General features: G+C 51.5%; 13 protein-coding genes and 1 other RNA gene. 5 read left to right on the top strand and 9 right to left on the bottom strand.

Annotation, left to right across the window (positions count from 1 at the left end):
* Nucleotides 1-146 precede the first annotated feature (146 nt).
* The 8 genes from ACH0VJ_RS11275 to garD form a co-directional block, all read right to left on the bottom strand.
* Complete coding sequence (locus tag ACH0VJ_RS11275; protein WP_001083899.1) at nt 147-920, bottom strand: DeoR/GlpR family DNA-binding transcription regulator; 774 nt, start codon at nt 918-920, stop codon at nt 147-149.
* 110 nt (nt 921-1030) lie between these two features.
* The gene (gene gatD, locus ACH0VJ_RS11270) at nt 1031-2074 is read right to left on the bottom strand and encodes a galactitol-1-phosphate 5-dehydrogenase (protein ID WP_000844173.1); all 1044 of its coding nucleotides are present in this window, start codon (nt 2072-2074) and stop codon (nt 1031-1033) included.
* A gap of 43 nt (nt 2075-2117) precedes the next feature.
* Entirely contained in the window at nt 2118-3491 is a 1374-nt protein-coding gene (locus tag ACH0VJ_RS11265) for a galactitol-specific PTS transporter subunit IIC (protein ID WP_000490601.1), read from the bottom strand.
* 3 nt (nt 3492-3494) lie between these two features.
* Nucleotides 3495-3779, bottom strand: coding sequence for a PTS galactitol transporter subunit IIB (gatB, locus tag ACH0VJ_RS11260; protein ID WP_000824293.1), 285 nt, complete (start codon nt 3777-3779; stop codon nt 3495-3497).
* A 30-nt stretch (nt 3780-3809) separates the two neighbouring features.
* Nucleotides 3810-4274 (bottom strand): PTS galactitol transporter subunit IIA, encoded by a 465-nt coding sequence (gene gatA / locus ACH0VJ_RS11255; RefSeq protein ID WP_000080445.1) that lies wholly within the window; start codon nt 4272-4274, stop codon nt 3810-3812.
* A gap of 14 nt (nt 4275-4288) precedes the next feature.
* A complete protein-coding gene (gatZ, locus tag ACH0VJ_RS11250; RefSeq protein ID WP_001805535.1) occupies nt 4289-5560 on the bottom strand; it encodes a tagatose-bisphosphate aldolase subunit GatZ in 1272 nt (423 codons plus the stop codon).
* Nucleotides 5561-5679: 119 nt separating this feature from the next.
* A complete protein-coding gene (locus tag ACH0VJ_RS11245) occupies nt 5680-6534 on the bottom strand; it encodes a tagatose bisphosphate family class II aldolase (RefSeq protein WP_000469979.1) in 855 nt (284 codons plus the stop codon).
* A gap of 257 nt (nt 6535-6791) precedes the next feature.
* Nucleotides 6792-8363: a galactarate dehydratase gene (garD, locus tag ACH0VJ_RS11240; protein ID WP_001273722.1), complete on the bottom strand. Its 1572-nt coding sequence runs from the start codon at nt 8361-8363 to the stop codon at nt 6792-6794.
* Between the two features lie 529 nt (nt 8364-8892).
* Here garD and garL point away from each other — a divergent pair.
* The 4 genes from garL to rnpB all read left to right on the top strand — a co-directional run bounded on the left by garL (nt 8893) and on the right by rnpB (nt 12229).
* Entirely contained in the window at nt 8893-9663 is a 771-nt protein-coding gene (gene garL, locus ACH0VJ_RS11235) for a 2-dehydro-3-deoxyglucarate aldolase (RefSeq protein WP_001057715.1), read from the top strand.
* Between the two features lie 25 nt (nt 9664-9688).
* Nucleotides 9689-10579 carry a 2-hydroxy-3-oxopropionate reductase gene (gene garR, locus ACH0VJ_RS11230; protein WP_000178106.1) on the top strand — a complete coding sequence of 297 codons (891 nt, stop codon included), beginning with the start codon at nt 9689-9691 and terminating at the stop codon, nt 10577-10579.
* A 97-nt stretch (nt 10580-10676) separates the two neighbouring features.
* Entirely contained in the window at nt 10677-11822 is a 1146-nt protein-coding gene (gene garK / locus ACH0VJ_RS11225; protein WP_000706464.1) for a glycerate 2-kinase, read from the top strand.
* Between the two features lie 32 nt (nt 11823-11854).
* Nucleotides 11855-12229: RNase P RNA component class A (gene rnpB, locus ACH0VJ_RS11220), an RNA gene on the top strand.
* On the opposite strand, the gene ACH0VJ_RS11215 is transcribed toward rnpB, so the two are convergent.
* Nucleotides 12224-12577, bottom strand: a complete 354-nt coding sequence (locus ACH0VJ_RS11215; protein ID WP_137975623.1) for a hypothetical protein — start codon at nt 12575-12577, stop codon at nt 12224-12226. The two genes, rnpB and ACH0VJ_RS11215, sit on opposite strands and share 6 nt — an antisense overlap.
* Before the next feature lie 598 nt (nt 12578-13175).
* Between ACH0VJ_RS11215 and tdcA the strand changes: the two genes are divergently transcribed.
* Complete coding sequence (gene tdcA, locus ACH0VJ_RS11210; RefSeq protein ID WP_001094905.1) at nt 13176-14114, top strand: transcriptional regulator TdcA; 939 nt, start codon at nt 13176-13178, stop codon at nt 14112-14114.
* Nucleotides 14115-14189 lie beyond the last annotated feature (75 nt).

Raw genomic sequence — 14189 nt, 5'->3', positions numbered from 1 at the left:
CGGGAACCGCCTTTTATCGCCATCGCGTTAATACTCAATCAGGTGATTGATGTGGGTAAATTGATGGGAGCATTGGGCGGTGATAGCGGGCCGGGCCTTTCCTTCGGGCTTACTCTCGCGATCAGCAACGCATAACCGACTCCTTTTTAGACGATCATTAATTCCACGCCTGTTTTCGCTAATGCCGCTTTATCCTGTTTGCTGATGGTGTCATCGGTTATCACACAGTCGATCTTGTCCATCGGCAATACCTGGTTAAAGCCGCGACGGTTAAATTTGGTCGCGTCCAGTACCGCGATAACTTTGTGTGCCGCCGCCGCCATGACGCCGCTAATGGAATAACCTTCGTTAAACGTGGTAATACCGTTTGTCGCATCAATACCATCCGCCCCGACAAACATGACATCGGCGCTGATGCCGTGTAGCGATCGTTCCGCAATCGTGCCGTGCATTGAGTGGGTTTTATGCCGTACCGTACCGCCGCAGACCACCAGCGTGAGATCTTTATTTTCTGATAGCGTAAAAGCGGCAGGCAAGCTGTTAGTGATCACCGTAATATTGCTTTTTCGCGCGAGCGCTTCCGCAATCAGTAATGTTGTGCTCCCGCTATCCAGAATGATGGTCATTCCTTCTTCAACCATTGCCGCAGCCGCCTGGGCAATCCGCTTTTTCGGATCGCTGGCGAGTTGATACCGATCTTCCAGAATGACTTCCTGATTGTCGCCTTCCGCCAGATGACTTCCCGGTTTTGCCGCGCCGCCATGAAAACGGGTGACAAGGCCTTTCTCTTCCAGCAGACGCAGGTCAGCACGGATAGTCACTTCAGAAATACCAAAGGTATTTGAAAGGTCCATCACCAGCACGCTGCCTTGCGTATTAATCAGGTCGACAATTTTATTTCTTCGCTCAAATGAGTTCATATTGATTTGCCTGATAATTAACTGTAACTAGTTTAAACGAAGGATTGCGAAAGGTGAACGCTAAATTTCGAAAGGAAATGTGAGCCAGCGCAGGTTGCTGGCTCGTACCATCAGGAAAGTTGAAGTAAAATTTTGCCCTGCATGGGCGCGCCATTAAGCGCTTTGACTGCTTCTGCAAAGCTTTCCGCATCGCCGCGATGGGCAATGAGAGGGGCCAGTTGAAGACGTTTTTCAGCCAACAGGCGCGCTGCGGTTTCCCATTCCTCTCCTGGCCATGGCGCGGAGTAGTTCATCCAACTGCCGAGGAGCGTGAGCTCTTTACGCAAAATTAACCCGAATGTACGCGTTGTCAGGGTGAGATCGTGATGTAACGTCCCCACCAGCGCCAGTTGCGCGCGCGGCCCGGCGATATCGATAGCCAGCGAGACGGTCTGGGGAGTTCCTGCCGTTTCGAGAACCAGTTGATCAAACTGAATGTCGGACAACGCGGTCTGGATGTCGTCGGCGGTCATTTCCCGGCTATTACAGGTATGCGTTGCGCCGAGCGCTTTCGCAAGTTCCAGTTTCTGCGGATTGATATCAATCGCCGTTACGCTTCGCGCGCCCAGTTCCCGCGCGCACTGTAAGGCCAACAGGCCAATTGTCCCGGCCCCGACGATAATTACGTTTTTCCCCTCGCAGCCCTGCGCCAGATGAAAGGCGTGTAAGCCCACGGTAATCGGTTCGATAAACGCGCCATCTTCAATTGGCATATCAGACGGCAAGCGGAAAAGATTGGCCCGTTTGACCACCACATATTCCGCATTACCGCCTTCGCTGCGCGATCCTACAAACTGATACTGTTTGCATAAAGAAAAGTAACCGCGTTCGCATTGCGGACAGTGAAAGCAGGGAAGAAGCGGGACACAAGCGACGGCATCGCCGGGCTGCATATCCGTTACGCCTGTGCCGTAGGATTCAACGTAGCCGCTGAATTCATGACCTAACGTAATAGGATAATAATGGGCGCCCTGCGCGAAAATACGCGGGATATCCGACCCGCAAAGCCCTGAGCTAACGACCTTGACCAACACATCGTCCTCGGCTTGCAGTTGTGGTAAGGGGCGTTCTTCAACGCGCACGTCTCCCTCAGCGTGAATAACCACTGATTTCATAACATTCTCCAGGAAGGTGAGGGGAGCGATTGCTCCCCTAAAATTAAGAGGCGATTTGACTTTGCTGTAGCGCCGTGGCTTTCTCAGCCGCGACAAACTGTCGGGCGCGACGCCAGGTCAGCAGTACACCGGCCAGATAGATAATGGCAATGACGGCGAAGCCGACGATATTCTGCCAGGTAAAAAGTTGAATCAGCAGCCAGGTGATGGGGGAACCGCCCTGATCCAGCGAGGCGACTTGTCCGCCAGCTTTTAGCGCTCCGGCATTGGCAGCCAGTTGGGTATGCAGGCCAATCGTCTGGGTGGCTATCCACAGGGTGATACCCATAATAATGACACCTGAAATCAGCGTGCGGAACAGGTTGCCCTGGTGTACCGCGACCGCCATCGCAATAAAGAAACCGATGGTGGCGAGGTCGCCGAACGGCAGCACCTGGTTCCCCGGTACTAAGACGGCAATCAGGATGGTCAGCGGAATGAATATCAGGCTCGCGGAGACAACAGAGGTATGACCGAGCAGTAGCGCTGGATCAAGGCCTATCAGGAACTCCTGCCCGCCAAATTTAGCCTGTAGACGTTTACGCGCATGTTTCGCGATAGGCGTTAGGCCATCCATAATAGGTTTAATGACGCGTGGCATAAGCAGCATCACCGCTGCGGTTTTGACCGCCAGTTGCAGAACGGCTTTGGCGTCGTAGCCTGCCAGTACACCAATCACCAGCCCCATCACGAAGCCGACAGTCACCGGCTCGCCAAACGGTCCGAAGCGTTTCTGGACATCATCTGCGCTAAAGTGAATACGATTGAGACCCGGAATTTTTTCGATAATGGTATCAACGAGCACCGCCACGGGGCCCAGGTATGCGGATGAACCGTGTGGGATAGCAATCCCCTCCAGGCCAAAATAGTCGCGGGTATCTTTGGCAAACCAGTCCCCCAGTTTGTAGACAAAGGCGGCATGAACCACAACGCCCAGAATCCCCAGCCAGTATGAACCGGTCGCCAGATGCAGCATGGCGCCCGTGAAGGTCATGTGCCAGATATTCCAGATATCGACATTCACCACGCGGGTCATGCGGGTCACCAGCATCAGGACGTTAACCCCGATGGCGACAGGGATCGCGACCAGCGCGATTTGTGACGCCCAGGTCATGGGCGATGAACCTGGCCAGCCGACGTCAATAACGTGGAGATTGATTTGGAAATGTTCCGCCATGGCTTTCGCCGCGGGGCCGATAGAATCCAGCATCAGGCCGATGACCAGACCAATACCCACGAAGCCGATACCAATATGCAAACCCGATTTAAAACAATCCCCAAGCTTCATTCCCAGCAGTTTAGAGAACACGATGATCACCAGAGGCAACATCACCGTTGGGCCTAAGTCGAGGATATAACGCATTATTTCGCTAAACATACGTTACCCCATGAGAATGGACAGAATTTTTTGCTGTAATGCTTCAATACCCACGCCGGAAACAAAAGGCATACCGTGAACGACGGGAATATCGCCGAAGGCGCGATCGACCCTGGCAGTGGTACAGATAAGATCGGCGCCGTCCATATAGGTTTCGATTTCGGTGACCCGGCATTGCACTAAGTCGAGCTCAATATGGTTGGCATCACATAGCTCTTTAATTTCTTCCGCAGCCATCGTTGAGGTTGCAACCGCACCGCCACAGGCCACAATTACTTTACGTTTCATAGGGTATTCCTCATTATTATCAATTTATTATCAAACCTGGACGCACTGCTCAGGCTCAAGGATGGTTTCCTGAAAGCGTATCGCCAGTTCGGCATCCGGCGCGCTTAACAGGGCATCGAGGGTGCTCGGGTTCTGTAGCTCACTAAACAGGCGGCGCAGAAGTTTTAGCTGTGCCGCCGGGTTTTCAACGATTAAGGCGATGATTAACGAAACAGCAATCTCTTCGTCATCATCCGCCTGTTGAAACATGACCGGCTTATCTGGACGAATCAGATAGATAGCGGGTGATTTCGCATGAACCGCCTCGCAATGAGGGATAGCGACGGCGTGACGCTCCAGCGCAATGCCGGTAGGAAAAGACGCTTCACGTTCCACCAGCGCCTGCGGATAACTATCATGTACCACGCCTTTCGCCAGCATCTCTTTGCCAATGTGCGCCAGCGCCTGTTGGCTCGAGTCGAATGTGATTCCGGTTCGGACAAATAGTTGGCTCATAAATTCTCCATTATTCAGGCGACATCCGGCGTGCAACCGAAGCGATAAGCGCGCAGAACATCCTGAATTTTGTCAATAATCAGGTTATGCGGCGTAGGGGTGAGCACGCCCTCAGACAGGCGTTCAAACTGTACGGGCATAAACTGGCTAATTAATCCCAGCGGCAATGTGACGTTGTTCAGATTGGCGATTAACTTCTCTACGCTTTGACGAATACGCGGGTGCGGCCAGTAATAGCGAATACGGTCAGACAAACTAAAGTGGATGTCGACCATCGCTTGGCTCCAGGTTGGACGGTAGTATTTTTTCCAGTAGCCCGGTTCGTTTAGCATAACTTCATCAATGACCTCCAGTACCCGACTACGTTGTTCCGGGGAGATCAGCTCGTTTTCCATTTGCGCAAGTGCGAAAATGGCTTCGCGCAGGGCGAAAGTGAGCGCCGGGCCGACCTTCAAAATGGCGTAATGATCGCGTACCAGCGCACGGTAGGCCTGTCGCGTCTGATAATCAGTCGAATGCGCTTCATAGACCATCGGCGTTTCTTTTATCCAGTCGGAAAGCGCTTTAGCGGCCTGCGGTTGATAGTGGATAATCTGTGTATGGTCGAATTCTACGCCCGGCTGTACGACAATCGCGATAACCCGGTTCAATGCCTCCTCCAGCCCCAGGGCGCGAAAAGCAGCCTGATGCGTTTGCAGCGTGCGGGCCGCATCCTGTTCGCGGGTAACATGCACGGCGTTAATGGCGCTGGCTTCCCCGCCAGGAACCGGAACTTCAGTGCCGATAACATAGGTTAAATGGCGTTTTTGTTCGTCGGTCGCCGTCGTTTCCGCTGCCTGGCAAAGCAGGGCGGCGCGTTTAGCGACAACCATTGGGTCCAGCGGCGTCGGGTCGTCAGCGCAGGACATAGAGGCATCAAGATGGATTTTGCTAAACCCGGCAGCGACGTAAGCCTTAATGAGTTCGACGGATTTTTCCATCGCCGTATCTGCAGGTTCGTTTTGCCAGCAGTTAGGTCCTAAATGATCGCCACCAAGAATCAACCGCTCACGTGGAAATCCCACTTCCTGAGCAATGCCATAAACAAAATCACGAAAATCAGCCGGTTTCATTCCGGTATAACCGCCAAACTGATTAACCTGGTTAGAGGTCGCTTCGATCAGAACTTTGTTCCCGCTATTCAGATCAAAACGTAATGCGGATTCAATCACCAGCGGGTGTGCTGAACATACGGAACAGATCCCTATCTGTTCTCCTGCTTTGTGACGAGAAATTATTTCTTTCACTTCTGGCTCCGATATCTTTTGTTTATCTTCATAATATTTTTGGTTTGAAGGCAAAGGATAATAATGGCTTTCGTGATCCAGCTATGAAAACGCCCTTTGCCGTGCTAAATCCGGGGGCTTTAGAGCTTCCCTTCACAACCGCAGTCGGCAATCACTTTACGTACAACCTCTTTCATGGCCGCTTTCGCGGGGATCATGTAATGGCGGGGATCGCTGGCCTCTGCGTGTTGCGTTAAATAGTTTTTAAGCGCGCCAGAAAAGGCGATTTTAAGCTCGGTGGCGACGTTAACTTTGCAGATGCCCAGCGAAATAGCGCGGGTAATATCGCGGGTCGGCAGGCCAGAGGCGCCGTGAAGGACTAAGGGGACATCAACCCGCTGACGAATTTCCGTCAGTCGTTCAAAATCAAGTTTTGGTTCAGCGGTGTAGAGGCCGTGAGCGGTGCCGATAGCAATGGCTAACGAGTCGATACCCGTTTTTTCTACAAATTCCCGGGCCTGTTCCGGATGGGTATAAAGCGCATCTTTACCGTCAACGATAAGATCGTCTTCCTGCCCGCCGAGACGCCCAAGTTCAGCTTCAACGCTGACATCGTAGCGATGACAGTAATCAACCACGCTTTTCACCAGCGCAATATTGTCGGCAAAGGGGAAATGCGACCCGTCGATCATGACCGAGCGTACCCCGGCGGCGACTTTCATTTTGATGTCGGCCAGTTTTTCATGATGATCGAGATGTACCGCGAGAGGATGGTTCCAGCTTTTCGCCAGTTCTGCGGCGATGGCCACGATATTACCGACGCCTGCGTAGCTAAAGGTGCCTGGCGTACCGGCGACAATCAGCGGAGAGCGCAATTCTGCGGCGGTTTCCACCACCACTTGCAATGTCTCCAGGTTGTGGATGTTAAACGCCGGCACAGCATAACCTTCCTGCTGCGCCTTCTTTAGCATTGTTCTGCCTGAAATGATAAACATCCTTCCTCCGAAATCTTTCGTTTGTTTTCTTTGAAAGAATTTATAGGCTTTCGGAATGTTTTTTTGTGATTTTGATCTGATAAATGAAAGTTTCGAAATAAAATGGAAGTTATCGAAAGTCAGGCGTAAAAAAAGCATGTCGGGCAGACATACTTCAGGCTACAGACTAAGGGCGAAAAAATACCGGGTAGCGCTGGCGCTTACCCGGTCTACAGATTATGCGGTTATACCCTGCTCGGAGAAGGGTACTGACTGGATCAGGTCACTGGTGCCGGGTTAAATATCGCCAGTTGGTTATGTAGGCCCCACTGGTCCGAGAAAGTCTTTTTCCGGCCGCTGGCGACATCGAGAATAAAGTGAAACAGCTTCCAGCCCACATCTTCGATTGTCTCTTCACCCGTGGCGATGGTGCCTGCATTGATATCCATTAAGTCATACCAGCGGTTCGCCAGCTCGGTACGCGTCGCCATTTTAATAACCGGTACTGCCATCAGGCCATATGGCGTGCCGCGTCCGGTGGTAAAGACCTGTACGGTAATGCCGGAAGCGACCTGCTGCGTGCCGCAGACGAAATCGCTGGCGGGCGTCGCGGCGTAAATCAGGCCGCGTTTGGTGGGGCGCTGGCCCGGCGACAATACTTCGACAATGGCGCTCTTACCCGATTTAGCGATAGAGCCCAACGCTTTTTCCACGACGTTCGCCAGGCCGCCTTTTTTGTTGCCAGGGGACGGGTTAGCGCTGCGATCGGTTTTCCCCATATCAAGGTAGTTATCGTACCAGGCCATTTCATCCAGCAGGCGTTTACCCACGGCTTCGTTGATAGCGCGCGGCGTCAGAAGATGAATGGCATCGCGCACTTCGGTGACCTCCGAGAACATGACGGTCGCGCCGCAGCGTACCAGCAGATCGGAAGCATAACCCACCGCCGGGTTTGCCGTGACGCCGGAAAACGCATCGCTGCCGCCACACTGCATCCCGACGACCAGCTCGGAGGCCGGGCAGGTTTCGCGCTGGCGCTGGTTCAGTTTCGTCAGATGGCGTTCGGCGACCCGTAAAATATCGTCGACCATTGATTTAAAGCCGACATGCTGCTCGTCCTGTAAACGCACAATACTGGCGCTTTCAACGGCGATGGCGGGAACATCCTCGGTGCCTTCCAGCAGCCGTTCCGGCTGCAGTTTTTCGCAACCGAGGCCAATCACCATCACTTCGCCGCCAAAATTGGGGTTGAGCGCGATATTATGAATCGTGCGAATCGGCACGACCGCCGCCGGCGCGTTGATTGCCACGCCGCAGCCGTACAGATGGTTTAGCCCTACAACGCCATCGACATTCGGGTATTTGGGCAGGAGATCGCGCTCAATCACTTTCACCACATAATCGACCACGCCCGCCACACAGTGCACGCTGGTGGTAATGCCAAGCAGATTTTTGGTGCCGACGCTGCCATCGGCGTTACGATAGCCCTCAAACGTATAGCCTTCCAGCGGCGGCAGCGGTTCCGGTACTTTGGTCGCCAGCGGTAGCGTATTCAGCGGCGGCGCTTTTGGCAGTTCAACCAGCGACTCGTCGATCCAGCTTCCGCGCGGGATGTCGCGTACCGCATAACCGATGACTTCGCCATAACGGATGATTTCGCCGTGAGCGGGGATATCCGTCAGAGCGACTTTATGGCCTTGCGGAATATGTTCAGTCAGTTCCAGGCCATCCGGAAAACGTGTTCCGGCTTTAAGGCCGTGGTCATTAACAATAATTGCGACATTATCGGTTTCATGTACTTTTATATAAAACGCCGATGGCGATTCCTGGCGAATTTCGATATTGGCCATTGTTCAACATTCTCCAGCCTGGATGATAGAAATAGGATTATCTATTTTGGTTATGGTTAAATCGTTAAATCTCAATATAAGAAATAAAGTTCATGCATAATGAAATAAGAATGACAGGAGTATAAATATAAGAATGTGATCCAGATCACCGCAAATTATGAAATTTTTTATGCAGGCCGGGTAAAGCGTAAATGTGTGCATTAGCGCCCAGTATCATGGGCGTATGCTCAAAAATAAGCGTTAAATAATCCCTTTTTAATGAGCGTTTGCACAATGATTATCCGCCATAGGCTGTTTATACTGAATGGCGAATTCAGTGTATCTGACGAGTTATTTGAAAATACCATGATAATAATAAAAGACGATAAAGATATCAGAACGGTATATTGTGCTACAGGATGTGTACCACATTAGAAATAGAATGCGGAGACCCATTCTGATTTCAGATAAGCATTTTATTGTCGTTGCTATAAGTTATGGTGGCGGCATCACATGTAGAGAATTAAAGAAATAAGCGAAGGTATAAGCGATGAATAACGCTATTTTCCCGAATAAGTTTAAAGCGGCGCTGGCGGCGCAACAGGTGCAGATTGGCTGCTGGTCTGCACTGGCAAGCCCAATCACCACCGAAGTTCTTGGTCTGGCGGGATTTGACTGGCTGGTGCTGGATGGCGAACATGCGCCGAACGATGTGACCACCTTAATTCCGCAGTTAATGGCATTGAAAGGCAGCGCCAGCGCGCCTGTGGTACGTGTGCCAACCAATGAACCGGTCATTATCAAACGGATGCTGGATATTGGGTTTTATAACTTCCTGATCCCCTTTGTTGAAACGCAAGAGGAAGCGGCTCGCGCCGTCGCCTCGACGCGTTACCCGCCGGAAGGCATTCGCGGCGTTTCCGTTTCTCACCGCGCGAATATGTTCGGTACGGTGCCTGATTACTTTGCGCAGTCGAACAAAAACATCACCATTATTGTTCAAATCGAAAGCCAGTTGGGTGTCGACAATGTTGATGCCATCGCCGCAACGGAAGGCGTTGATGGCATTTTTGTCGGCCCCAGCGATTTGGCCGCCGCGCTGGGTCATCTCGGCAATGCTTCTCACCCTGACGTGCAGCAGACGATTCAACATATTTTCGCCCGCGCTAAAGCGCACGGTAAACCGTGCGGCATTCTGGCGCCGGTAGAGGCGGATGCCCGCCGTTATCTGGAATGGGGCGCGACCTTTGTCGCCGTTGGCAGCGATTTAGGCGCATTCCGCGCCAGCACGCAGAAACTTGCCGACACCTTTAAAAAATAATCCTGGTATGGAAAGAGAGAACGCTATGACGATGAAAGTTGGCTTTATTGGCTTAGGCATCATGGGTAAGCCCATGAGCAAAAACTTACTGAAAGCAGGGTATTCGCTGGTGGTGTCCGATCGTAATCCTGAAGCGATTGCTGACGTCATTGCCGCAGGCGCGGAAACGGCCTCTACGGCGAAGGCGATCGCTGAACAGTGTGACGTCATCATCACGATGCTGCCTAACTCTCCGCATGTGAAAGAGGTTGCGCTGGGCGAGAACGGTATCATCGAAGGCGCGAAGCCAGGAACCGTATTGATTGATATGAGTTCTATCGCGCCGCTGGCAAGCCGTGAAATCAGCGATGCGCTGAAGGCGAAGGGCGTTGAGATGTTGGATGCGCCGGTCAGCGGCGGCGAGCCGAAGGCGATTGATGGCACGCTGTCGGTGATGGTGGGGGGCGATAAAGCCATTTTCGACAAGTACTACGACCTGATGAAAGCGATGGCGGGTTCAGTGGTGCATACCGGCGATATCGGCGCAGGCAACGTCACAAAACTGGCTAACCAGGTGATCGTGGCGTTGAATATCGCCGCCATGTCTGAAGCGCTGACGCTGGCGACTAAAGCGGGCGTCAACCCGGATCTGGTCTATCAGGCGATTCGCGGCGGTCTGGCTGGCAGCACGGTACTGGATGCGAAAGCGCCGATGGTCATGGACAGAAACTTTAAACCAGGTTTCCGTATCGATCTGCACATTAAAGATCTGGCGAATGCGCTGGATACCTCCCACGGCGTTGGCGCGCAGCTCCCGCTGACCGCCGCCGTTATGGAAATGATGCAGGCGTTACGCGCGGATGGACACGGTAATGACGACCATAGCGCGCTGGCGTGCTACTACGAAAAACTGGCGAAAGTGGAAGTCACTCGCTAACGACGTTGTGCCCGGATGGCGTGTAGCGATCCGGGCCTGAATTTCAGGCTGGATAAGTGAAACGCCATCCGGCGTTGTGCAGTAACAGGCTACCACTATGAAAATCGTAATTGCCCCCGACTCCTATAAAGAAAGCCTTTCTGCCGCCGAGGTAGCGCAGGCGATAGAAAAAGGATTTCGGGAAATTTTCCCCGATGCGCAATATGTCTCTGTTCCGGTTGCCGATGGCGGCGAAGGAACGGTCGAAGCCATGATTGCCGCGACGCAGGGCGTTGAACGCACCGCATGGGTGACCGGGCCGTTGGGTGAAAAAGTGAAAGCCTGCTGGGGAATGTCCGGGGATGGTAAAACCGCGTTTATTGAAATGGCGGCGGCCAGCGGACTGGCGCTGGTTCCACCAGAAAAACGCAACCCTTTGATTACTACCTCGCGGGGAACGGGGGAGCTGATATTGCAGGCGCTGGAAAGCGGCGCAAGCAATATCATTATCGGCATTGGCGGCAGCGCGACAAATGACGGCGGTGCGGGGATGATGCAGGCGTTAGGCGCAAAACTGCGCGATGCAAACGGCGCGGATATCGGTTACGGTGGCGGAAGCCTTCATTGTCTAAGCGACATTGATATTTCAGAGCTCGATCCCCGTTTAAAACTCTGCGCGATTCGTGTCGCTTGCGATGTCTCTAATCCTCTGATCGGCGACAACGGCGCATCACGAATTTTTGGGCCGCAGAAAGGCGCGACCGAAGAGAACATTGTTGAGCTGGACAGAAATCTTGCTCACTATGCCGACATCATAAAAAAATCGCTGAATGTCGACGTAAAGGCGGCGCCCGGCGCAGGCGCGGCAGGCGGTATGGGGGCGGCGTTAATGGCTTTTCTCGGTGCGGAATTACGCAGCGGGATCGAAATTGTCACGGCGGCACTGAACCTGGAGGAGCATATCCACGACTGTACGCTGGTGGTGACGGGAGAAGGGCGGATTGATAGCCAAAGTATTCGCGGTAAAGTGCCGATTGGCGTCGCGAATGTGGCGAAAAAATATCATAAGCCAGTGATTGGCATTGCCGGCAGCCTGACGCACGATGTAGGGATAGTACATCATTATGGCATCGACGCTGTCTTTAGCGTACTCACGCGCATCGTGACGCTGGAGGAGGCTTTTCGGGGCGCTTTTGACAATATTTATCGGGCATCCAGAAATGTTGCTGCCGCTCTGGCGATAGGAATGCGCAGCGCAGGGTGACAAAGTCGCGCGAACCCTCTATACTGCGCGCCGAAGCTGACCAGACAGTCGCCGCTTCGTCGTCGTCCTTTCGGGGAGACGGGCGGAGGGGAGGAAAGTCCGGGCTCCATAGGGCAGGGTGCCAGGTAACGCCTGGGGGGGAAACCCACGACCAGTGCAACAGAGAGCAAACCGCCGATGGCCCACGCAAGTGGGATCAGGTAAGGGTGAAAGGGTGCGGTAAGAGCGCACCGCGCGGCTGGTAACAGTCCGTGGCACGGTAAACTCCACCCGGAGCAAGGCCAAATAGGGGTTCATAAGGTACGGCCCGTACTGAACCCGGGTAGGCTGCTTGAGCCAGTGAGCGATTGCTGGCCTAGATGAATGACTGTCCACGACAGAACCCGGCTTATCGGTCAGTTTCACTTCTTCATGCAAAAACCCGTCAGTGTAAGCTGGCGGGTTTTTGCTTTTACCGGGCGACAGGATGAATGACAGTCCACGACGCTATACCCAAAAGAAAGCGGCTTATCGGTCAGTTTCACTTCTTCATAAAACCCGCTTCGGCGGGTTTTTGCTTTTACAGGGCGGCAGGATGAATGACTGTCCACGACGCTATACCCAAAAGAAAGCGGCTTATCGGTCAGTTTCACCTCTTCATAAAACCCGTCAGTGTAAGCTGGCGGGTTTTTGCTTATCAGGCCGGTGAGGGGTATAGAGGTTCCAGAAGACGCCAGCGTCACCATTCGGCAATTAATTGACAGCCGTGGTGACATAATATTATTCGTTTTTGTGATGAGAAACACAAAACGCTATGGATTGCGCTCTTTTTAGTTGAAGTGAAAAGCAATCGATTTCTTTCACAAAATTACATCCTGAAAAACAGCAAGAAAGCGGTGTAAATTATTTGTTGTAAATGAAAATTAAATGTATGAAATATTTTGGTTAAAATTTTATTAAATGTTTCTTTACAAACAAATAAGGTAAAAAAATGTGACGCGTAACGGTTTTTAAGCGCATTTACCTTCGGTTTATACTTAAATTTGAGAAATTACGCTTTAAATTTAACGCTGGAATTGCCGATAAAATGTCCCGTAATTGATTGAAATATCGTCTTCATGGGATGTCGAAAATAGGAGATAAAATAGGCTGGTTATCGCCATAATATATCGTTATCCCGACCCTGTTTTTTGATTGAAATCAGGCTAAGTTGCTGTTTTGTTTTTGTAACTCATTGAAGTGATGGGTTTTCTTTATTTAATAAAGACCATGTAAAAACTGCGGTAAGTTAATTTGTGAGTGGTCGCACATAACCTTTAAGATTTAATTTGCTACACTTCCTGCCGTTCACAATGTTATTTCAGAGCGGTAGATATGAATACTCTTGTTCTCCCTAAAACACAGCATTTGGTGGTCTTTCAGGAAGTCATTAGAAGTGGTTCTATCGGTTCTGCCGCAAAATCGTTAGGGTTAACCCAACCCGCCGTCAGTAAAATCATTAGCGATGTTGAGGCCTATTTTGGCGTTGAGCTAATTGTACGTAAAAATACCGGCGTTACGTTGACCGAAGCGGGACAGGTACTGCTTTCCTGGTCTGAATCTATCACCCGCGAAATGAAAAACATGATCAACGAGATGAACAGTATGACGTGCAATACCGTTGTCGACGTCTCGTTTGGCTTTCCTTCGCTGATTGGCTTTACCTTCATGTCCGATATGATTCATAAGTTCAAAGAGGTCTTTCCAAAAGCACAGGTATCCATGTACGAAGCCCAGCTCTCTTCATTCCTGCCGGCCCTGCGCGACGGGCGGCTGGACTTTGCTATCGGTACGCTCAGTAATGAAATGCAACTACAGGATCTGCATGTCGAGCCGCTGTTTGAATCAGAGTTTGTCCTGGTAGCCAGCAAGTCCCGAACATGCACCGGCACCATCACACTGGAATCGTTAAAAGACGAACAGTGGGTGTTGCCGCAAACGAATATGGGCTACTACAGCGAATTACTCACCACTCTACAACGAAATGGCATCAACATCGAAAACATTGTTAAAACAGATTCCGTTGTCACAATATATAATCTTGTTCTCAATGCTGATTTCTTAACTGTTATTCCCTGCGATATGACCACGCCTTTTGGCTCTAATCAATTTATCACGATACCAATCAAAGACACGTTACCCGTCGCACGTTATGCGGCGGTATGGTCTAAAAATTATCGTATCAAAAAAGCCGCTTCAGTATTAGTAGAATTGGCTAAACAATATTCATCATATAATGGATGCAGACGCAGGCAGTTAATAGAAATTGAATGATATGGAATAAACATATTTAGCGAAATTGACGTCACCTGTTTCTTTTGAACAGTGGGCAACGGTAACTTATTTTTA

Source organism: Salmonella sp. 2020_1459 (assembly GCF_043847915.1).
GTDB lineage: Bacteria > Pseudomonadota > Gammaproteobacteria > Enterobacterales > Enterobacteriaceae > Salmonella > Salmonella enterica.
This window is presented reverse-complemented; position numbering and strand designations above follow the sequence as displayed.

Excerpts from the sequence above, each read along its gene's own strand:
- ACH0VJ_RS11275 (WP_001083899.1), bottom strand. The coding sequence starts at position 920 with ATGAACTCATTTGAGCGAAGAAATAAAATTGTCGACCTGATTAATACG.
- gatD (WP_000844173.1), bottom strand. The coding sequence starts at position 2,074 with ATGAAATCAGTGGTTATTCACGCTGAGGGAGACGTGCGCGTTGAAGAA.
- ACH0VJ_RS11265 (WP_000490601.1), bottom strand. The coding sequence starts at position 3,491 with ATGTTTAGCGAAATAATGCGTTATATCCTCGACTTAGGCCCAACGGTG.
- gatB (WP_000824293.1), bottom strand. The coding sequence starts at position 3,779 with ATGAAACGTAAAGTAATTGTGGCCTGTGGCGGTGCGGTTGCAACCTCA.
- gatA (WP_000080445.1), bottom strand. The coding sequence starts at position 4,274 with ATGAGCCAACTATTTGTCCGAACCGGAATCACATTCGACTCGAGCCAA.
- ACH0VJ_RS11245 (WP_000469979.1), bottom strand. The coding sequence starts at position 6,534 with ATGTTTATCATTTCAGGCAGAACAATGCTAAAGAAGGCGCAGCAGGAA.
- garD (WP_001273722.1), bottom strand. The coding sequence starts at position 8,363 with ATGGCCAATATCGAAATTCGCCAGGAATCGCCATCGGCGTTTTATATA.
- garL (WP_001057715.1), top strand. The coding sequence starts at position 8,893 with ATGAATAACGCTATTTTCCCGAATAAGTTTAAAGCGGCGCTGGCGGCG.
- garR (WP_000178106.1), top strand. The coding sequence starts at position 9,689 with ATGACGATGAAAGTTGGCTTTATTGGCTTAGGCATCATGGGTAAGCCC.
- garK (WP_000706464.1), top strand. The coding sequence starts at position 10,677 with ATGAAAATCGTAATTGCCCCCGACTCCTATAAAGAAAGCCTTTCTGCC.
- ACH0VJ_RS11215 (WP_137975623.1), bottom strand. The coding sequence starts at position 12,577 with ATGTCACCACGGCTGTCAATTAATTGCCGAATGGTGACGCTGGCGTCT.
- tdcA (WP_001094905.1), top strand. The coding sequence starts at position 13,176 with ATGAATACTCTTGTTCTCCCTAAAACACAGCATTTGGTGGTCTTTCAG.